The organism is [Mycoplasma] phocae (genome assembly GCF_003332325.1).
Lineage (GTDB): Bacteria > Bacillota_I > Bacilli_A > Mycoplasmatales > Metamycoplasmataceae > Metamycoplasma > Metamycoplasma phocae.
Genome location: NZ_CP029295.1, coordinates 698514 through 719915, shown reverse-complemented (window position 1 = coordinate 719915; position 21402 = coordinate 698514). Strand labels below are relative to the sequence as shown.

General features: G+C 25.8%; 18 protein-coding genes. 1 reads left to right on the top strand and 17 read right to left on the bottom strand.

Features of this window, described 5'->3' with window-relative positions:
- Nucleotides 1–143: 143 nt before the first annotated feature.
- Both rlmD and mnmE read right to left on the bottom strand, forming a co-directional pair.
- Nucleotides 144–1472, bottom strand: a complete 1329-nt coding sequence (gene rlmD, locus DA803_RS06660; protein WP_114191113.1) for a 23S rRNA (uracil(1939)-C(5))-methyltransferase RlmD — start codon at nt 1470–1472, stop codon at nt 144–146.
- Between the two features lie 3 nt (nt 1473–1475).
- The gene (gene mnmE / locus DA803_RS02905; protein ID WP_114191112.1) at nt 1476–2822 is read right to left on the bottom strand and encodes a tRNA uridine-5-carboxymethylaminomethyl(34) synthesis GTPase MnmE; all 1347 of its coding nucleotides are present in this window, start codon (nt 2820–2822) and stop codon (nt 1476–1478) included.
- A gap of 566 nt (nt 2823–3388) precedes the next feature.
- Here mnmE and DA803_RS02900 point away from each other — a divergent pair.
- Nucleotides 3389–4381 (top strand): nucleotidyltransferase, encoded by a 993-nt coding sequence (locus DA803_RS02900; protein ID WP_277869731.1) that lies wholly within the window; start codon nt 3389–3391, stop codon nt 4379–4381.
- Nucleotides 4382–4492: 111 nt separating this feature from the next.
- Here the strand turns inward: DA803_RS02900 and DA803_RS06655 are convergent, their stop codons facing one another.
- From DA803_RS06655 to DA803_RS06615, 15 genes are all read right to left on the bottom strand, one after another.
- Nucleotides 4493–5116 (bottom strand): hypothetical protein, encoded by a 624-nt coding sequence (locus tag DA803_RS06655; protein ID WP_114191111.1) that lies wholly within the window; start codon nt 5114–5116, stop codon nt 4493–4495.
- Nucleotides 5089–5310: a variable surface lipoprotein gene (locus DA803_RS06650; RefSeq protein WP_114191110.1), complete on the bottom strand. Its 222-nt coding sequence runs from the start codon at nt 5308–5310 to the stop codon at nt 5089–5091. Before DA803_RS06650 ends, DA803_RS06655 begins: the two co-directional genes overlap by 28 nt.
- A 919-nt stretch (nt 5311–6229) precedes the next feature.
- Entirely contained in the window at nt 6230–6478 is a 249-nt protein-coding gene (locus tag DA803_RS06790; RefSeq protein WP_371845399.1) for a hypothetical protein, read from the bottom strand.
- 210 nt (nt 6479–6688) lie between these two features.
- Complete coding sequence (locus tag DA803_RS02885; RefSeq protein WP_114191109.1) at nt 6689–6919, bottom strand: DUF3800 domain-containing protein; 231 nt, start codon at nt 6917–6919, stop codon at nt 6689–6691.
- A 394-nt stretch (nt 6920–7313) separates the two neighbouring features.
- Nucleotides 7314–7460: a hypothetical protein gene (locus DA803_RS06645; RefSeq protein WP_170120275.1), complete on the bottom strand. Its 147-nt coding sequence runs from the start codon at nt 7458–7460 to the stop codon at nt 7314–7316.
- A gap of 148 nt (nt 7461–7608) precedes the next feature.
- A complete protein-coding gene (locus tag DA803_RS02880) occupies nt 7609–9516 on the bottom strand; it encodes a M13 family metallopeptidase (RefSeq protein ID WP_114191108.1) in 1908 nt (635 codons plus the stop codon).
- 15 nt (nt 9517–9531) lie between these two features.
- Nucleotides 9532–11115 (bottom strand): MHO_4530 family protein, encoded by a 1584-nt coding sequence (locus tag DA803_RS06640; protein WP_145960827.1) that lies wholly within the window; start codon nt 11113–11115, stop codon nt 9532–9534.
- Nucleotides 11116–11122: 7 nt separating this feature from the next.
- Nucleotides 11123–13318, bottom strand: coding sequence for an ATP-dependent helicase (locus DA803_RS02870; protein ID WP_114191106.1), 2196 nt, complete (start codon nt 13316–13318; stop codon nt 11123–11125).
- Nucleotides 13319–13442: 124 nt separating this feature from the next.
- Nucleotides 13443–14096 carry an RDD family protein gene (locus tag DA803_RS06635; RefSeq protein ID WP_114191105.1) on the bottom strand — a complete coding sequence of 218 codons (654 nt, stop codon included), beginning with the start codon at nt 14094–14096 and terminating at the stop codon, nt 13443–13445.
- Complete coding sequence (locus DA803_RS02860) at nt 14087–15088, bottom strand: glycosyltransferase (RefSeq protein WP_114191104.1); 1002 nt, start codon at nt 15086–15088, stop codon at nt 14087–14089. The genes DA803_RS06635 and DA803_RS02860 overlap by 10 nt, the downstream gene beginning before the upstream one ends.
- 1 nt (nt 15089) lies before the next feature.
- Complete coding sequence (gene asnS / locus DA803_RS02855; protein WP_114191103.1) at nt 15090–16436, bottom strand: asparagine--tRNA ligase; 1347 nt, start codon at nt 16434–16436, stop codon at nt 15090–15092.
- 48 nt (nt 16437–16484) lie between these two features.
- On the bottom strand, nt 16485–18302 hold the full coding sequence (locus DA803_RS06630) for a hypothetical protein (RefSeq protein ID WP_277869730.1): 1818 nt from the start codon (nt 18300–18302) through the stop codon (nt 16485–16487).
- Nucleotides 18303–19160 (bottom strand): ABC transporter permease, encoded by an 858-nt coding sequence (locus tag DA803_RS06625; RefSeq protein ID WP_114191102.1) that lies wholly within the window; start codon nt 19158–19160, stop codon nt 18303–18305.
- On the bottom strand, nt 19153–20022 hold the full coding sequence (locus DA803_RS06620; protein ID WP_114191101.1) for an ABC transporter permease: 870 nt from the start codon (nt 20020–20022) through the stop codon (nt 19153–19155). The genes DA803_RS06625 and DA803_RS06620 overlap by 8 nt, the downstream gene beginning before the upstream one ends.
- Nucleotides 20009–21400, bottom strand: a complete 1392-nt coding sequence (locus DA803_RS06615; RefSeq protein WP_114191100.1) for an ABC transporter ATP-binding protein — start codon at nt 21398–21400, stop codon at nt 20009–20011. Before DA803_RS06615 ends, DA803_RS06620 begins: the two co-directional genes overlap by 14 nt.
- Nucleotides 21401–21402 lie beyond the last annotated feature (2 nt).

Below are 21402 nucleotides of genomic sequence, written 5' to 3'. Positions count from 1 at the left end.
TTTTAATTTTATATTAAGTGTTAACAATTTATTTTAAAAAAATAAATTTAAATAAAATTAATTTAAAAATAGATATTAATTTAGTTAAAAATAAAAAAATTCAATAATTATATTGAAAATTTTATTCAAATTATTAATTGTGATTAAATTATATTTTTTTCTAAAAGTACTAGAGTCTCAATATGTGGAGTTTGCGGAAACATGTCATAAGGTCTAACATATTTAATATGATAACCAGCCGCTGTAAAATTCTTTATGTCCCTAACCAGGGTTCTAGGATTACAACTTAGATAAACAATTTTAGAAATATTACTATTTATAAAAGAATTAATCACCTCTTTATCAAGCCCCGACCTAGGAGGATCAACAACAACGGTGTTAAAAATGTTTTTAGATTCTAACAAAAAATTTTTAACATCTTGGTTAACAATATCTAAATTTTTAACTTCATTAATTTTGAGATTTATTTTAGCCGATTCAGTTGAAGCTTTATTAATTTCTACGCTAATTACTTTTTTAGCTTTTTTGGAAATAAAAATTCCTATTGAAGATACCCCTGAAAAAGCATCCAAAACAATTTCATCGTTAGATATTAATGAAAAAATATCAGAGTAAATTTTTTGAGTTTGCCATTCATTAATTTGATAAAAGGCATCAGAATTAACGCTAAAAACTAGATCATTCATTTTAAAATCAATTGCCAAATTATTTGCTAAAATTTTAGTTTTTATAAATTTATAATTTTTGTTATAAACGTTGCTAATAATTGAAATTTTCATTCATTTGCTTTGAATTAGCTTTATAAATTCATCACTAATTTCTCCCTCATTTAGAGAATGAAGAACTATTTGACTTTCGCCCAAAAATGAAGAATATTTAAATGTTATTTCAAATACTTTACTTCTTTTAATTCAATTGTTATTTTTCAAAGTTGTTTTTATTGCTTGAATGCTATCTAGAATCATTTTATTAAGATTTTCATCGGCTAAATCATATGAACTTTGGTCTACTAAATCATGACTTCTTTTTTTATAAAAACCATGGCGAAATTCTTTGTCATTTGTTTGACCTATTTGTAACGAAATTTTATTTCGATAATTTCATATTTTTGGTGATGGAATAATATCTAAAACATCTAAGTAATTCAATTCTCTTAAGAATAAAGTGTTTACGATATTTTGTTTGAACTTTATTTGTTCATCATATTTAAGATGCATAAGCATAGCGGAGCCAGAATTTAGTAGATTTTCATTATAAATATTTACATTTCTAATTGGAGAATCACTATATCTTTCCAACACTTCAGCAAAAGCATATTTTGAATTAATTTGTTTTAAAATAATTTTTGCTTCTTCATTTGGCAACAAATTTTCAATAAATATCGGAAAATTATTAATTCTATATTCTCCGTATCCTTCGTAAGTTAATTTTTGAGCCTTAACTATTAATGTTTGACCAAGATTAAATTTCATAAATTATTTTCCTAAACAAAATTTACTAAACATATTATCAAGAAGCGCCTCATTATCATGACCTTTATTTAAAATTTCACGCAGCGATTCTCAGGTTTTGGTTAAATCTAAAATTACTACTTCAGGACCAAAACCATCTTCCAAACCTTTCAAAGCTTCTTTTAATGATAGTGATGCCTGTTTTAATAAACTTAATTTTCTTGTATTATATAAGATATCGCTATCATCAAAATTTATATTAAAATAGTTTCGCATTAATGAAGATTTTAAATCTCAAACATTATTATTCTTGGCTGAAATATAAACAAACGATTTATCTAAAAAATTTGGTTTTTTTGTTAATGTATCAATTTTATTAATTACAGAAATATATTGTTTTCCTTGTGACATTTTCTTAATAAGTTTTTCTTCTTCTTCATCAAAATTAAAACCATCATGCATATGAATAACAATTCTTGCTTCTTTAATTGCGGCAAGTGATTTTTCGATTCCCATTGCCTCAATTTGATCTTTAGTTTCACGTATTCCGGCGGTGTCAACTAGCTTAAATAAAACTCCATTTATTTCAAATTCTCCTTCAATTGTATCTCTAGTGGTTCCTGGAATGTTGGTAACAATTGCTTTATTTTTTGATAGAAGGCAATTTAGAAGTGAAGATTTACCTGAGTTAGGTTTTCCTACAATAGCAACATTAACGCCTTTATAAACATCAGACGCATTTTCTGATTTATTAATAATAATGGCAATTTTTTTAAGAAGATTATTAACAAGTGGATAAAGTTTATTTTTATCCATTTGTTCAATGTCATTATAATCAGAATAATCAATGTTAATTTCAGTAATTGAAATGATTCTTAAAAGCTCCTGTTCAAGAGATTCAATTAAATCGTTATCTTTTGAATTGAATTGAGAGATTGCAATTTCGGCTTGAGTATTTGTTTTGGCATGAATAAGACTATTAATTGCTTCCGCTTTATCTAAACTAATCTTTCCGTTTAAAAATGCTCTTCTAGTAAATTCGCCTCGATTTGCGAGTCTCGCACCATTCGCTAAAATTAAATTAAGGATTTTGTTAGTAACAATAATCCCACCATGTGCATTAATTTCAACCGTATCTTCACCAGTATAATTTTTTGTTCCAATAAATCAATTTACCAAAACTTCATCAACAATTTTATTGGTGTTATTGTCGATAATATTTCCATACGTTATTGTTTTATCTTCACCAATCTTCCCATTAAAAATTTTTTTAATAATGTTAACGGCGTCAGGGCCTGATATTCTAATAATTGAAATAGCTTGATTAATATTACCTGATGAAATAGCTGCAATAGTATCATTTAAATTCATATCTCAATTATATATTAGTTTTGCAACTTTTTTGGATTGATATTAGTTTATAGAATAACTAAAAAAATTACTGTTTACACTTTTTATTTAAATTCTTTAATAAACAATGCTTAATATTTAAATTTTGTTGAAATTATATTGACAAAAAGTTTTTGATATTTATTTTTACAAATTTACTTAAATATCGATAAATAAATAAAAATGAAATTAATGTTATGAAATTTTTATTTTTGTTTTTTTAAACAATTAAAACATTGAAATTTTAAATTTTATTATATATTTTTATAAATTTTAAGTAATTCTTCTTGTTAAAAATATGTAGGTTAAATTTACTTAAAGTAACAAGTTGATATAATAAATAATTGTAAAAGAACTATTACTAGTATACTAGTGTTTACTAAATTTAAATAATTATAATAATAAGATATGTTAATACTGTTAATAACTTTATTAAAAAGTTTAAATTAAGATAATTTTTTGCGTTTATAAAAAAACTAATAACTTTTAAAAATTGTTAACAAAATGTTTTTATTATTTTTTTAATTTTCCTTTAAAATAAAAATGAAATGAAAGAAAATAATATAAAAAATAATCAAAATGAAGATAATCTTGTTGATAATGATTTTGCCACAAGTTTAATATCAAATGAAAAATTAAGAATTGGAGTGATTGCTGAATTCAATCCCTTTCACAATGGGCATGCTTATTTACTAAAAAAAATTAAAGAAATGTATCCTAATAGTGAAATTATTATAGCCCTATCATCAGATTATGTACAACGGGGAGAAATAGCGTGTTCTCCTTTTTCAAAACGTTCAGAAATCGCGCTAGAGTACGGAGCTACAAAAGTAGTGCCTTTAGATTTTTTTACATCAACCCAAGCTGCTCACATTTTTGCAAAAGGTTCAGTCGATATTTTATTAAATGAAAAAATTGATTTATTAATTTTTGGAACTTCTGATAGCTCTGATATAAACAAATATATTAACGCAGCTAATTGATTAAATTTAGAAAGTGAAAGATATAACAAACTAGTTCGTTTTTATTTAAAACAAGGTAAATCCTATGTAGCAAGCACATATCAAGCGATGATCGATATTTTTGGAGACGAAGATTTAATTCCAAAAGATATTTTGGGTTTTGAATATGTTAAATATATTATTAATAGCAAACTTCCAATTAAATTAAATTGTATAAAAAGAACAGCTTCACATCTGTCACTAGAAGCTAATGAAAAATATGCGTCTGCTACCCTGCTAAGAGAGATGTTAAAAAAAGGAGAAGATATTTCAAAATATTCACCAATGAAAATTGATCTACCAATCCCAACAATCAGTTCTAGATATGAAGAATTTAAAAAAATAGTTATTGAAACTCCTGCTGATCAATTAGCTCAAATTATGCTTGTATCAGAAGGAATGGAAAATTTATTTAAAAAAAATATTTTAATCGCTAAAGATTATGATGATTTTTTAAGTATATGTTCTTCTAAGAGATATACTAAAAGTCGAATTAAAAGAGTTTTTCTTTATATTCTATTAGGTATAAAAAAACAATAATTTCTTTAAATACATGGGAAAACTAAAAAAGCTCTCTTCTTAATAAATTAAATAAATAAAAAAAGAGGTTTATAGTTTTCTCTTTTTTTATATTTACATTATTAAAAACATTTAATTAGCATTCATATTTTTTAATAAGGTTTCTATTTCATTATCAATCTTTTCGGTAATTTCTTCAATTTCTTTTATTGTTAGTCCGCTTTTATCCAAAATAGCTTTATCTATGTTCTTTTTAATTTCTTTAATCTTATTTTTGCTTTCAGGACTCGCTATAGCGAAATTAATAAAGTTATTAAAAAAACTTTGTGCGGGAAATAAAATTAAGTAGTTGTAATATTTAATACTCTTGTCCTTTGTGAAGATATTTCAACCAAATTTAAGTCTACTTAATTCCGTTCTATCATCTTCTATATTTTCAGTAAATAATTTATTAGTTTCATTATTTATTAAATTAAAAAAATCGGAATATTTTTCAATAATTTTTATGCCTTCTTCAGTTGGCGGTAAAGGATGCTTTATACCTGGAGCTGGGTCATAATATTTTGTAAAAAATTGACTAAAATCAATTGCATTAGGTTTTTCTTTAACATAATTTTCTAAATCATCTAAAAACACTAATCCATTTTCAAGATTAATTTTATTCTCCGAGTCTTGTTTAATTAATTTATTAATAACCATTTTTGTTTCTTTAAAATGAGAATAACTCTTTAAATTTCCATCAAATCCCAAATACATTGGTTCCGCGTTGGCAAAGTAGTTAAGAGATAAATATAAAATATAGTTGGGTATTTTTCCTTCTCAAAATCACTTGTTTTATCTTTATTACCAAAAATACTTCCAAAAATATTATCACATGAAGCTGCCACAAGTGGTAGTGCAACCGCTGTTATAGATAAGGCGGTTAATCATTTAAAATTTTTCTTTTTCATTCATCTCCTAAATTCAGATTTATTTATTGAATTATAGTCTTCGCGTTTTAAAAAAATTCATAAATTAAGAAAAAAATATTTTATTTAAAATTATTTTAAATAATAAAATTAGTTATATTTCTTTTTGAGTTGATAATAATAAATAATTGTAAAAGAACTATTACTACTATATTAGTGTTTACTAAATTTAAGTAATTATAATAATAAGATATGTTAATACTGTTAATAACTTTATTAAAAAGTTTAAATTAAGATAATTTTTTGTGTTTATAAAAAAACTAATAACTTCTAAAAATTGTTAACAAAATGTTTTTTATTTTAATTTATGAATTGATTGCTCGCAAAACATAACTAATAGCGAGTCACTTTTAAGGTGTTAAATTTTTATGCAAATTATTTAAAAAGTTATAGTTTATGTTCTAATAAAAAAATGATTTTCTAAATAAATTAATCATAGTAAATGTATTTTAAAAATATGTGTTTGTAATTTCGTTTGTAAAGATAGTAAAAAAAATGAGGTGATGTTTTAAAAGAACTATATTTAAAAATTGATCCATTATTTTAATAATAAGTTCTAAGGATTTAAAAAAAGATTTTAGAAATTCGATTAGCAAAATATTAAGTTACACATGTATCAGAATCTATAAGAAATGTATTTGAAAAATTTAGTTACTAAACATTATTATGAGTTTCAAATATATAACCTATAAATTAAATTTTAGTGTTTAACTTATTAAAGTTATTTTTAATAAAAAACTATTAATTTGTTTGAATTTATTGAAAAAATTAAAGAAAATATACTAAAAATATTTGTAGTATTATTTTTATTAATAAAAAAATTAGATTGAAATTATAAGAAAATTTTTAAAATGGATTGTATTAATATATTTAATTTTAATATGGATCTTATTAATGAAAATTAAGGTAAGGAAATATCAAATAAATTATGCTCTTCTCTTAGTTTTTTAATTTTATCTTCTAAATTATTATTGCAATAATAAAACATGTGATTTGCTAAAATATCACTAGCTCTAACTAAAATTGATGATTTAGAATCTACGTATTTTAAATTTAAGGTTTTTAATTTTGAAAATATACTCTCGCAAAAATTTTCAAAATTTTCAGTATATTTTTCTATTTTTAATTCCTTTAATAGCGAAGTCTGTAAATTGTATCTTCTGCTTGTTGCTTCAGGTCTTTGGTCTACACAAAAGTTAATTGATTTAATATCATTCTATGATATTTTAGTTTTATTTTCCAATCATAATAATAATTTTTTATACCTCTACAATAAGCATAATGTTGAAAACTTTCTTTCTGATGTTTATGTGACAGTATTCTTTTATAAATTTTGGATAGATTAATATTAATAGAAAATTTATAGCATTCTTTTGTAACATGAAGAAGCCTTCTTTTTAAATGTGGTTTTAAGTCCTTGACTTTTATTTCTATATAATTTATGTCTAATATTTTTTTCAACACTTCGATATTTGCGAATTGTACATTGCTTATCATTATTGTTTAAAAATAAAAATCCAGATAATATATAAAAATTATTATTTTTTGGCTCAAAAACTCCTGACTCATCAAAAAAAATAGAAATATTCAAATTAACTCCTTTTTGAAAACAAAGAAAAGAAAAATACTGCTAAATGCAGTCTCCTACATTGTTGGTGTTAACACATAGCACTTAAACTTGTGTTCTAGCAATATAGTGTACAGCGTTTATAACCTGTAATTACATTATAGTATTTTTATATTTTTGTTTGTAAATATTTGAAATACTGCATTAGTTTATAAACAAAATTAATAATGGCAACCAAAAAAATTATTTACTATTAATTTAGTTAGTAATGTCTAAATATTTGTCAATTATCACATTAATAAATACAAGAAAATTTGAAGATTTTTAATTTTAATAAAAAATAATAAACTTAAGAAATATTAAATTATTTATTTCTTTGTTTATTATTTTTTTTGCTATTTTATTAACACAAAATCAATTATGTTAAATTGGCTAATTTTTCAAGATCACTTATAATTTTGTCTTCCAATCTTTCCTTACGAGTTTTACATGATAATGCTACTAACGGTATTGCAGCAATAGCAACAGGTAAAGATATTAATCACTTTAAATTTTTCTTTTTCATTTAATTTCCTTCCTTTAACTATTATATTGTTTATGTAAATAACCTACAAAAAAATTATTTTTTGAAAAATTTTAAATGACATTTTGAAAATTTATATTTATTTTTAAATTACCAAATAAAAAAATATCAACTTTTAGTTGACATCTTTCTATCAAATTTTTACTCTTTTTTCTGGCGGTAAATACATTTTATCTTTTTCTGTAATATCAAAAGCTTTATAGAAATCATCAGAATTTTGAATTTGAATATTAGCTCTTAGTTTAGCAGGAGCGTGAACGTCTATATCTAGTAGTAACCTTTGTAACTCTTCGCGATATTTCATTTTTCAAATTACAGCAAAGTTTGTATAAAACTTTTTAGCATTGAAATCTTTTTCTAATTTAGCAGCTTCTAAAGCACATGCTAATCCCCCGGCATCAGCAATATTTTCTGATACTGTAAGTTTTCCATTACATTGTCCGACAGCAATTTCTTTACCTTCAAATAATTCAATCATTTTATTGGCTTTTTCTTGGAATTCTTTTTTATCTGATTCGGTTCATCAGTTTAGCATATTACCGTTTTCATCAAAGTTAGCCCCATTATTATCAAATGCATGTGATATTTCATGGGCAATAACAGCTCCAATTCCACCATAATTTGCACTTGTGCCTTGTTTATCGCTGTAGAAAGGAGCTTGTAAAATTCCAGCAGGGAATACAATTTTATTTTGGTTTGGACTGTAATATGCGTTAACGATTGCTGGACTCATAGCTCAAAGTTCCTTATCGATAGTTTTCATGTATTTAGAAAATTCATTTCTTGTTGATAATTCTTTAAATTTCAAATAATTTTCTAAAAGGTCATTATATCCGTCATATTCCAGTACTTTAAAATCATTGTAAAAGCTTTCAATTTTTGTAGGATATCCAACGTATACCCCAATTTTACTTAATTTATAAATTGCTTTATGTTTGGTTTGGGTTCCTAATCAATCATTGTTTTCTAATCTATTTTTGTAAATTTGAATCATGTTTTTAACCATGTATTCAACATTTTTCTTATTTTTTTCACCAAAGTATTTTTCCCCATAATATTTTCCAAATGGCATAGCAAAAATCGAATCCACAACTACACTTATTGATTTCTTTTGTTTATCTAGAGCTTTCTTTTGTCCTCTTAATGATCTTTGAAATTCTCCGGCAATTTCATCAAATTTATAATCTAGATATGGAGCTAAACGCAATATTGCGTTAATTAATAAAAATGATTTAAATAGTTTAAAGTTTTTATCAACAATAAGTTTTTGATAATCTTTTATTAATGAGTTCTTAACAGCAATAATTGTTTCAACATCTTGATTTACTAATTTGTGTAAAATTTTCGAAACTGATAGATTTTTAACATTTTTATCAATATCTTCAACTTTTTTAGGGTGATATAAATTAGTATAAATTGCAGATTCTTCAGCTGATAAAATGTATTCGGATGCCATTTCATCTCATTTTAAAGCTTCTTTAATTAGTTTTCTACCTTCTTTTGCTCCAACGGTTTTTTTCATAAGTTTTAAAACCATGTTAGATCATATTTCATATAATTTGCTTTTTTTGGCTAAATCAGTATAATAACTTTTTTCAGGGAGAATGCAAATTGGATCTGACATGTATAAAATTTCAAGCTCACTATTTTTAAAGTCTGTGCCAATCGCAAACGGTATGGGAGTGGCAAATCCCCAGTATGTCAATTGACTATAGTTTCTTTCAATATCTTTTCATGATTCAAAGTTTTTAATTCAGTCGATAATTCTTTCTAATGGTTTAACACCGTTGATTTTTCTTTGATTTCAATCATTATATAATTTGTAGAATTTTACCATCTCAATTAGTAGTGGCTGATTAGCAATTTCAGAGTCATCTTTTTGTCATTTTGTGAGTAAAGATTTTTTTAGTTTATTTAGTTTTTCATCGATTTGTTCAAATGATCCAATAACGCTTTTATGTTCTGGAATCTCATTCTCCCTAATTCAATCGCCATTGATTGCTTCATAGAAATCATCGCTTAATAATGTTTTATTCATATTTGTCCTTTGTCCTTAATCTATATTTGTATAAATAATATTTTCTTTGTATTTGTGCAATACTTTTTTATAAAGTTTGTAATTTAGTTTTTCTAATACAATCTTAATATTGTGTTGAGCAGCTTTTTTGAATAAGCTATTAAGTAGTAGTAAAGTTGCTGGGTCACTTAATTTTGCGGTAATATTTTTACCAATTCAAACGAATTTAATTCACGGAGAAATTAGATTTATTATTGGTTCATTAATTTTATTGATTTTTAATGTTAGATTAACTCTTTCATTTTTTAGTTTTTTCTCCAACGCAATTTTTAATTTAGTGCTACTATTTAAATTTCCAAATTCAACAATTTGAATTAAATTCTTTCACTTTTCGCTAGTGGCAATAATTTTATCTGCTCCAATATAACTCAAAATAAAATCTTCAACAAACACGAGAGTATTATTTGATTTATATTTATCAATACCACTATAAAAATTCAAAATAAAATTTTTATATATATCAAGAGTTTTTGTGGTGTTTAAATTATTGTTATTTAATTTTAAAAATTTATTTCTAAAACTTAATTTCTTGCTAACAATTTTTTTATTGCTAAAGGTTTTAAATCAAATTTCTTCACTATCAATTAGCGATAAATCATTAATTGAATTTTCAAGATTTTTATATTCATTTTCAAAACTTTTGAATTCCTCTTCTTCTCATAATTCATTATTAATTTCGATAAGTTTAATTTGCTTTTCGTCCATATATTTAATTTTGATATAGTCAAATAGCATTTCTAGTTTTTCGTTATTAATATTATTTAGAATCTGATTGTTTAATATAACAATATGTGAATAACATTTAACATATTGTTTAGCAATAGCTACAATTTGATCAATTGATATCCTTGCGTCATTCGGGGAAAAGATTTCACTAGGAAATACAAAAAAGAGTTTGTTTCATTGGAGAATTGGTTTAATGTTGAAAATTTCATTGAAAGCACAAATTTTTTTAAATAAATTCATAAAATTTTCTACTCTTGAAATATTGTCAACGTTTAAAATGAAAGCAACCGCATAATATTTATTTTTACTATTAAAAAGATATTCTGTATCATCGGCTATTTCTTGAAAAACTTTTTCATCCTTAACACTAAAATTTTTTCATTCTAAAAAACAGTTGGCAGTATCATTTTCAAAATTATTAATTTGAAGTTTAATAAATGATTCAATTTGCGAAATTTTATTATCCACAATTGAAAAATGAATTTTTTCTGTTTTTTTGGCTTGAATTAATCCCTCAATTTTCTCTTTTATTTCTTTCGGTAAACAATTTAAAAAATCAGACAATTTAATTCACTGCCCACTTGATAAATTGGTTTTTTTAAAAAATCAAGGATCAGCATTTTTTATTGCAGTATCATTATTTATTTTTATTCTGCTTTTTTTGAGATCTACAGTTAATGAAATATAACCTTCGGAGTTTTGAATTTTAGCATAGCGTTTTTTTGCAATAATAAAAATTAGAAAAACCGCCGCTACAAAAATTAAAATAATTGATATTAACCAAAGAATAATGAAAGAAACATCATATTTTTCAGGGATTTTAACTTCTTGCATATTGCTACTATTCGCCTTCTTCTCATTTTTTAATAGCTTGATGATTTTTGGCAAGTTTTTTAATTTTTTTATCAAGTTCAAACTGAACTTCGATAATATCATCTACCATATTTAAAATTAAACCTTTACCGTATGACTTATGAGTTACATAATCACCAATAATTAAATCATTATTATTTTCATTCTCTTGAGCAATTGAAAAATTATTAGCTATCTTAATTGATTTATTTTCATTAATTCCGGCTTCTGATAAGAAACGACTTTTTTGAATCATTCCACTTCTACCAACAGAAAATGAGAGAAACAATTTCTTTTTAGCCCTTGTCATCGCAACATAAGCAAGGCGTCTTTCTTCTTCTAGACTTTCAGGATTTTCCTCTTGTTTATTTATTTTTCTTAAATATATAAAATCCTTTTGTGGAGAAAGCAAAATTGCCCGTCTTAGTGGAAAAATATTTTCTGCTAAACCAGCTATAAAGACATAATCAAACTCTAAACCTTTTGCATTATGAACTGTCATTAATGATACAAAGCTAACAGCATCATCTTCAACATCGCGATCAGTAATTAAGGTAATTTCCTGTAAGTATTCATCAATTGTACCTTTAGGATTTTTAATTTCTCAATTTTCAATTGCGTCAATTAAACTCATAAAGTTTTCAACTCTTGATTCATATTCTTCTTCTGATTTTTTAATTTCTTCAAAATATTTAATGCGATTGAAAATTAATTCTTTAAGAGTAATATGAATTGAATTTTGTTGAATTGCGCGTTTTGCCCATCTTATTTCATTAATTAAACCGGCAATATTTTTTAAAGTTTCAACAGAAATTTTTAATCGACTTTGAATTTCCTCAAAATTACTTTGAAGGCAATTAAATAAGTCCATATTTTTACTTCGTGCAAATGAAAGAAGTTTATCAACGGTAACATTACCGATTTTTCGAAAAGGCTTATTTATTATTCTAAGTAATGATATTTCACTTCCGTCATGAATAACTCTTAAATAAGCTAAAGCATCTTTAATTTCTTCGCGTTGATAGAATTTAATAGATCCAAAAATTTTATAAATACTATTTTCTCTTATTAATGCTTCTTCGATGGCTCTGGAGTAACTATTAATTCGATACAAGATTGCAATATTCTTTAATTGAACACGATTTCTCTTTAAACTTGATATTTTATTGGCAATTCATCTAGCTTCAGCTTCATCACTAAAACCGCAATAAAACTCAATATCCTCACCTTCTTCATTTTCCGTAAACAGTTTTTTATCTAATCTTAGCTTATTGTAAGAAATTAGATTATTAGCAGCTTTTAGAACTGATTTTGTTGAGCGATAGTTTTCTTCTAGTTTAATAGTTAGAGCATTAGGAAAGTCATTATTAAAATTCATAATGATGTTTATGTCTGCATTTCTTCATGAATAAATTGTTTGATCGGGATCACCAACAATTGTCAGATATGGAGTTGTGGCAATTTTTTTCACAATCATATACTGTAAAACACTAGTGTCTTGAAATTCATCAATTAAAACATAATCAAATCTTTTTCCTCATTTGGCAGCTATTTTTTTAAATTTAGGGTCGTAGAATAACTTATAGACAAAAACAAGTAGGTCATCAAAATCAAGAGAACGCGATCTCTCTAAATGGGTTTGGTATTGTTTGTAAATTATTTCTTTAGTTTTAAAAATTTCATCATGATTTTCTTCAATAATTTCATTATTTTTTTCTTCAAAATTTTGAATTTCATTTTTTTTGTTTTGGATGAAATTTATAATAGAAGAGTAGGTATATTCAGTGCTTGAAATATTAAGTTCACTATATACAATTTTTAAAACTTCTTTTTGATCTAACTCATCTAAAATTTGAAAATCGTTGTTATAACCAAAGTTGTGAATTTCGCTTCTTAAAATTTTTGCACACATTGCATGAAATGTAGAAATGGTTGGATTACCATCGACATCCATATCAGCTAATAGTTGAAATACTCTTTGCTTCATTTCGTTAGCAGCTTTGTTAGAAAAGGTTAGAGCTAATATTTTATTTGGTTTTATTTTTTCGTTTTCAATTAAATAAGCAATTTTATGAGTTAAAACCTTGGTTTTTCCAGAACCTGCTCCAGCTATAATCCTGAGCGGACCCTCATTATACATAACCGCACCCTTTTGCTGTTCATTTAGAATGTCTAAATTTATCATAACTTCCTCCTGAGATATAATGTCTAAAAATAAACACTAACATTAATTATAACATTTGCATAATAAAAAACTAGGTAATCAAAGGTAAATAAGGTAATAAAAAAATTAAAAACTTGTGTCATTTTTAATTTTCATATTTAAGATTGGGTAGTTCTCTTATTTTTGGTTTAATAATTGTATTAATTTCTTCATTTTCTTCAACTTTATCAAATCTATTTTTTCAAACAGTAAATGTATTTGAAAAATTGTCATTTATTCCAATTCGATTTTCTTTCACATTACTAATAACTAAGAAAATTTCGGCAAAAGAGGTAATGGAAGCAAGTGCTGTTGGAATTAGAACGAATATTCGCTCCAGTGTACCTAATTTAGCACTATTTTTGTTAATCTTGGCTGCCCTTATAAATAATTCCGGGGAAACAAAAATAATAAATAGAAGAAAAATAATCATTCATGTAAAAGCAAATAATCTTTGTCTATCAAAAATAGCTCGGCTTAGTTTAGTTTTATTTTCTTGAGGGATAATCCTAATTCGACAAATTATCATTCCTATGCTTTGGCCGTTAAATAAAATTGGAATGATAATTCAAAAGATATTTAACATAAAAATTAGCAGCGCAAGTCATACATAATAATTTCATTTGTTAATATATTGACCTTGTTTATAGTTAAAAACCAAGAATGATGAAATGATAGCTAGTGATATAAAGATTAATAGATCAATTATAGAAGATAATAATCTAATTCAAAAATTAGCTTTTCTATTGATTAATCTCATGCAATTTTTTTAAATATTAAATTTCAAGTTGAAATATCACTAACTAAATTTTTCAAATAATTTAAATTAATTTTATTTAAAAGATTAAGATCTTTAAATTTTTCATTTCATTTGCTATTGTTCTGTTCAATAATGTTAAAAAGAGATATTTTCAAATTTTTAAGGGACTTTTCATTTCGACTTTTTCTTTTAAATTTAGCCAAACCTAAATAACCCGCAATGTAGTAATTAAAGTTAAGATACTCAGCAAATTCTAAATTAATTTTAATTCTTTCATCTAATCCGTCGGCAAAACTTTTAATAAATGTTCAAGTTTTATCAATTGATTTAGGATTTAAAAGTAGAATGTCATTATTATAATCTGATACTCAAGTGGTATTAATAAAAGCAAAAGTTTTAGACGCTAATAATCCGCTAAAAGTGTAATATGGAGTATATTGTAAATTAGTATTTTTTAATTTAGTATCTTCACATATAGATCTAAGAATTTGAGTTTTCATAATTGATGCAAAAGCAAAAGGAATTGCATAAGCAAAGGGTGAAAAGTTTTCATTTAAATTGATAACTTTGTTTGCGGGAAAATGTGAAGGATATAATTTGTGTTCAGCTATTCCCTTAACTGAACTTAAAATTTCAATAAAGTCAGGTTTTTCAGTGGTTGAGTTAATAAATTCATTAATATTTCTCACAAATCCGCTTTTTATTTTGGTGTATGAATACAAAATGTAGCTATATTCAGTTTTAACAAATTCCAATGCTTGCTTTAATACACTAGTTATATGTTGATGTGCCGTGTTAATTATTAGATTAATTCGATTCTTCATTTTGCCTTGGAGTTTGGCAATAATATCTAAGTCATATTCGGTTGGGTTATCGATAGTAATTACAATTTTAAAATTTTGGTCTTTTTGTTTGATTAGATGGTGAAAGATATCTTCGATTGAAATAGTTGGTTTATAAATTGGAACAATAATTGTTAATGGAGTTTTCATATTACATCTTTATTTGTCCGGCTACTCTTGGAAACGGAATTGCATCACGAATATTTGCGGTTCCTGTTACATACATAACAAGTCTTTCAAATCCAATTCCAAATCCGCTTGTAGGAGCATAACCAAATCTTCTAAGATCTAAATATCATTGTAATGATTCTTGTGGAATTTTTAACTCTTTCAAGCGTTTGACTAATTTGTCATAATTAATTTCACGTTCACTTCCACCAATCAATTCACCAACGCCGGGAACAAGCAAATCAAATGCCGCTACGGTTTTGTTATCATCATTTTGTTTCATATAAAAAGCTTTAATATCTTTAGGGTAGTTAATTATTGCTACTGGTCCTTTAGCAATTTCATATGATAAGAATTTTTCATGCTCAGATGCTAAATCAACTCCGAAATATAAATCTTTTTCTTCAAAGACATTTTTATTTTTTTCTAGAATTTTAATGGCATCAGCATAGTCAATAATTTGAAGTTTTGTGCTAATAAATTTGTCAAGAGTTTTTAGTAAATTATTATCTTGAAGATTATCTAAAAATTTCATTTCGGCTGGATAATTTTTAAGCGTGTTTTTAATTACGGTTTTTAGTAGATCATCAGCAAATAAAACTGTTTGATTAAGATCAAAGAACGCCATTTCCGGCTCAATCATTCAAAATTCTGCTAGATGACGTGATGTATGGGAATTTTCTGCTCGAAAAGTTGGGGCAAAAGTGTAGATTTTTTTAAATGCTTGAGCATATGATTCACCATGAAGTTGTCCAGTAACGCCCAAAAATGCTTTTTGTTTGAAAAAATAATTTTTACTTTCATCATCAACAAGCAATGTTTCTCCGGCTCCTTCGCCATCATTTGATGTAATAATTGGTGCAGCAAAATTAATAAAATCATGTTCTTGAAAATATTTATGGATTTCAAATAATAATGAGTTTCTAATTAAGGTAATAGCTTTAAATAATCTTGTACGATTTCTTAAGTGAGGAATTTCTCTCAAAAATTCAATTGAAGTTTCTTTTTTTTGAATTGGAAAATCTTCGTCTACTTTTCCAATTACATCTAATGTCTCAATCACAAGTTCAAATTCTTGTTGAGCTTTCGGAGTTAGGTTTAGCTTTCCTTGAACTCTTAAAGAAGAACCAAGTGAAATTTCATCAATTAATTTTTCCTTAATTATATTACCCTTAATTACTAGTTGCAAATTGTCAATAGTACTTCCATCATTTAGCGTAATAAAACGAATATTGTCGTTACCACGGTTTGATACTACTCATCCTTCAAATTGATAATCAGTATTATTTTTTAATTGTTCTTTTTCTAAAAATAACTGTTTTATTGTCATATTATCTCCTTAATTATTAATTATATATGATTAATATATTTTTGTCTTTTATGATTTGGTTGCTTCAAAGTAATAACTTGAAATCTTTGTTCTTAAATTATTATCAATTATTGGATATGGAAATAAACTATATGAATCATCTGAGTCGGGTTGTTCGTATATTTTAATAGCTTCTTCATCATTTGCAAAATATCATTTTAATATAAAGTTATATGTTGCGATGTTAGTTGGTGTGTAAGAAACATAATCGAAGTTTGAAATATCCCCAATGGCTGTTTCTGTGAATAATTCAGTTAAGGTTTCGGAAAAAGCAAGATCCGAATCATCAAAAAAGTTACGAATAACTAGCAATCACTCATAATTTTTTTCTAGTTCAGGGTTTTGAATAAATTCATCAAATTTAGATAAAATTCATTGCTTAATTTGATCTCAACTAGCATTTGGTTGAAATAGGGTTGATTTTAATTCTTCATTATCTGATTCAAGAAATGCTTGTGATAATTCTTTTTGATCTTTCCCTTCAAGTTCATCTAATTTTTTACTTAAATTAGCTTTTTGAATTTTAATGAGATTTTCATCTCCTAAATACTCATCTTTTAATTCGGTAAAAAATGATTGTTCAAGAATTTTTATATCAGTGCTAATTGGTTCAATTTTTTGATCTTTATTTTCTTTTGAAGGTGTTTGTTTGTAAATTAATGATCCGATGGTTTCTAAAAATTCATCAGATTCTTTATCAGTTAGTGCCTTTGATAAAATTCAATTGTCCATCAATAAATAGTTAGTTTTAGGGCGAATAAATTTTATTTTTCCTTCTTCAACATTTGAAAAGTTGTCGTTTGAATAATAGGCGTCAAGAGCATCACCGTTGTAGATAATAACAGCATCTGATCTTCCAACCTTAGGTTCAATTAAATGATTTAGAAGTTCAAGACCATCACCACTTAAATAATTATATTTGGCATTTTTTATACTGCTACCAGTTGCTTTTTCGACAAATTTGATAAATGAGTCAATGGCTAGGCGATAGTTATCATCATTAAAATCAAATACTCTTTTTGAGTTAATAACTTTGGTGAATACATCCATTCAATTATCGCCATAAGTCATTGCTCCAATCATAAGATTATCAACAAAGGCGTTAGTTCATCCGAAATGCTTGTAATTTGCTGATTGCAAACTAACAAAAATTTCTTCTCAACTTAATTTTTGGCTTTTGTCATCCAATTCATTTAAAACTTTGTCAATTTCCAAATTTGGTCGAGTTTCTTTATTAATGTTGTATCCAATACCTTTGTCTTGAATGAAGTATGGTAAAACATATTCATAAAAGTGATCTGGTGTTTGTGAACCCGGCACAGAGCTGTAGCCAATAGCTTTGTTATTTTGGTCCCTAATAATGTGGTATTTGTAGCGGTCTAATTTTTTTTCGGATTCTAAATTTATTAGTGTGTTTAAAATGATGGCGTCAAAAGCTTCAAGATGGGCGACAACATTTTTAGTATAGTATTGTTTTCGCGTTTCTCAATTTTGTGCTCCCGGTCCGTAAATTTTTTCAAAATTAATTTTTTTAATTTTTTGGTCAATAATTAGTTGAGCAGCTTGAAAATCACTTCCTACTCCAGCAATGGCTTTATCTTGTGTTAATGCTTGAGTAAATTCACTGATTTCCTTAAATACTTTGTAATTGTATTTTTCTTTAAGTTTACCAATTACTTTCGGTGATAAATAAGATTCGTAGTTATAAACGCTTGGGCGATATTGATTGTCAAATTTAATTGCAATAGCTGCGATTAAAGCAAAAAAAGTTAGAATTATAAAAAATCCAGAAAGAATAATTTTTCATACACGTGTTCTCAATTTCAATTACCTATTTAAATGCTTTTTTGCATTTTCCTTCAATGTTAGTTGAGTTAATTTTTTCATTTTAACAATTCTTGATCCCTTTGTGGCGATGTAAATTGTATTTGCCAAAATTACCACTAAAAGAGATATGGCGCCAATTCCAAGTGATCAAGCTTGAAATTGACCTTCATACAATTGTGTTCCTAAAGTCTCTGTGTTAGAAACAATTCTAGTTATAATAAAATCATCAAATGATAAAGCAATTGTAATAACGAAAGTAAAACCAATTGATCCTAACATGTAAACAAAATAAGTTTTAAATCAAGTTTTAATTTTTGAATACCCAAGGTCTTGACTTGATTCAAAAATGCTCTTTGAGAATTTGTCACTTTTTGGCAACATAATCAAAATTCCATAAGGTAATGTCATAACTGTATGACCAATAATTGCTCTAAAAAATCCTTCATTAGTTGCTTTAAGTGTTCCTAAGAAAATTAGGTTTAAAACAATAGCAAGAGTTAGTCCGGTAATAACATCAGGGTTAATTAATGGAACGTTCGATGTTGATTGAACAAAAGTTCTCGCTGTTTTGTTTTTGTGTCTTCATAGGGAAAACACTGTAATTAATGAAAGTGTAATTACTAGAATTGAAGTTGCAAGTCCTAGTAAAAATGAATTAATAAAAGCTAGCGCATGTGATTTTGAAAATAGTTCAACATAGGCTGCATATGAGAATCTATTTCAAGTTGTTACTGAGAATATCCCTTTATCAGAAGGGGCGTTGAAGCTATAAATTGTCCCAAAAATAATCGGGATATATAGACATGCGAGAATTGCAATAATATATGAATGTTTTAAAAAACTTTTAAATTTACTCATATACCCCTCCTTGTTTTCTTTTAGCAATAATGTATGGGATTCCGTAAATAAATCCATAAATTGTTAGTAGTACCAAAAGAGTAATAATAACTAGTGATGAAGCATTAGCTAAATCAAATGGGTTTGCTGTATTAGCAAATTGATTTATAAGATTTCCAATAAGTTGTTTTTGACTACCATTTGGAAGAAGTTTATCTGAAATAATAATTGAAGTTGCCGCTATCATTAGCACAATTCCAAACCCACTTAAAATTGCTCTAGAACAGTATGGCAAAATGACTTTAAATAAGGTTCTAAATTTAGAATATCCAAGATCTTCTGAGGCTTCTAAAATATTTTTTGGCATGTCCTTTAACACTTGATATAAAGGCATAATCATAAATGGTAGGAATAAGTAAATCATTCCAAAAATGATGAAGGCATTATTGTTTAAATGATTTTCATCAAATATTGCTGAAAATAAACCTCTGACAGCTAGTGCTTTTGAAATTGTAAAAATAGCAAGAGGACTTAGAATTAAACTTAGTGCCAATGTTTTGAAAATTACTGACCTTGATTTAGCAACAATATATGCATATGGAAAACCAATAGCTAATGATAATGTTGCAGCAATTAAACCAGTTCATAAAGATCTGAGAATAATTAATCAAGTTGACGGTTTAGCCACAATTTCTCAATTTTCTAATTTTGTTTGATCATCAATTGGCTTTAAAGCATAAATAAATATTAAAATCATCGGCAAAATAATAAACAGAATTGCAAAAATTAAATAAGGAATTAATACTGTTAATTGAAACTTACTCATTCCATTTAGAAAATTAAATTTTCTTTTTTTTGTTTTTGCTAAGTTAGATATTTTCATCAGTAATACCATCCGATTCTTCTTCAGCTTTTAGCTTAAGATCTTTTTTCATTAAATGGATTGCATCAACACTTCAATTTAGATATACATCTTTATCAACTTCGTGTTTAGTTGATGTTTCAACAACAATCACTTTATCCTTAACTTTAATTTCATAGGTATAGTAACTACCACCATATGTTGATTTGACAATGGTTCCGGACAATTTGGCATTGTTTTTAGATCTTGTTATTGTAATATCTTCCGGTCTTATTAATACGTCAACATCTTCATTTTCTTGAAATTCATCATGAATAGTTTCGTAAGTTTTATTCATAAATTTTACTTTATTAGCTTTTAAAAATTGACCATCAAAAAAGTTTGAATTTCCAATAAAATTAGCAACTCATTTATTAATAGGATAATCATATAGCTCGTGCGGTGTTGTGAATTGTTCTACTTTACCGTCTCTAATTACGGCAATTCTATCACTCAACTCCAATGCTTCATTCCGATCGTGAGTTACAAAAATAAAGGTAAGTTTTAGCTTTCTTTGAATATCTCGTAATAAGCTTTGCATTTTTTCTCTAATTTTAGCATCAAGAGCACTCAATGGTTCATCTAATAAAAGAATTTTAGGTTCAATAACTAATGATCTAGCTAGTGCTACTCTTTGTTTCATACCACCTGACAAGAAATTAACATTTTTCTTTTCATTTCCTTCAAGACCTACAAGTTTCATAATTTGTTTAACTTCTTTATCCATCTCTTCATTAGTGATTGGTCTTGTTAGATACCTTTTTTCAAATGATTCAGTTTTTAGATCAACAAAATTTTCTCAATATGAATATTTGAAGTCCATATCATCGATTCATGATTGATATTTATCTTTCTTTTTATCAGATAATTTATTGCTCTCAAGAAAACCTTCATATTGTTCCATAGTTTTATCAAGGTTTTTCATCTCGGTTTGAGCTTTTTTAGCTCATTTCTTTTGTTGTAATTTTAATTTATTAGAAAATGATTTAGGAATATTTTCCCGTGGAATTCTTTTCAATCTTAAACCATATTTAATATTGTTTTCAACATTTAAATGCGGAAAAAGTGCATAATCCTGAAAAATTGTTGAAACATCTCTTTTGTGTGGGCTTAAGTCTTTAATATCTTTTCCATCAAATTTAACTTCACCTCTGGTTACTCATTCAAATCCACCAATAATTCTTAAAATAGTGGTTTTTCCAGAACCTGAAGGCCCTAACAAGGTAATAAATTCCCCTTTATTAATCGATAAATTAACATTGTCTAAAACTGTTTTTTCATCATATTCTTTTACAATATTAACAAGCTCAATGATGGGAATATCTTGAGAATTGTTATTTTTTTTCATTTTACTTTCCATGT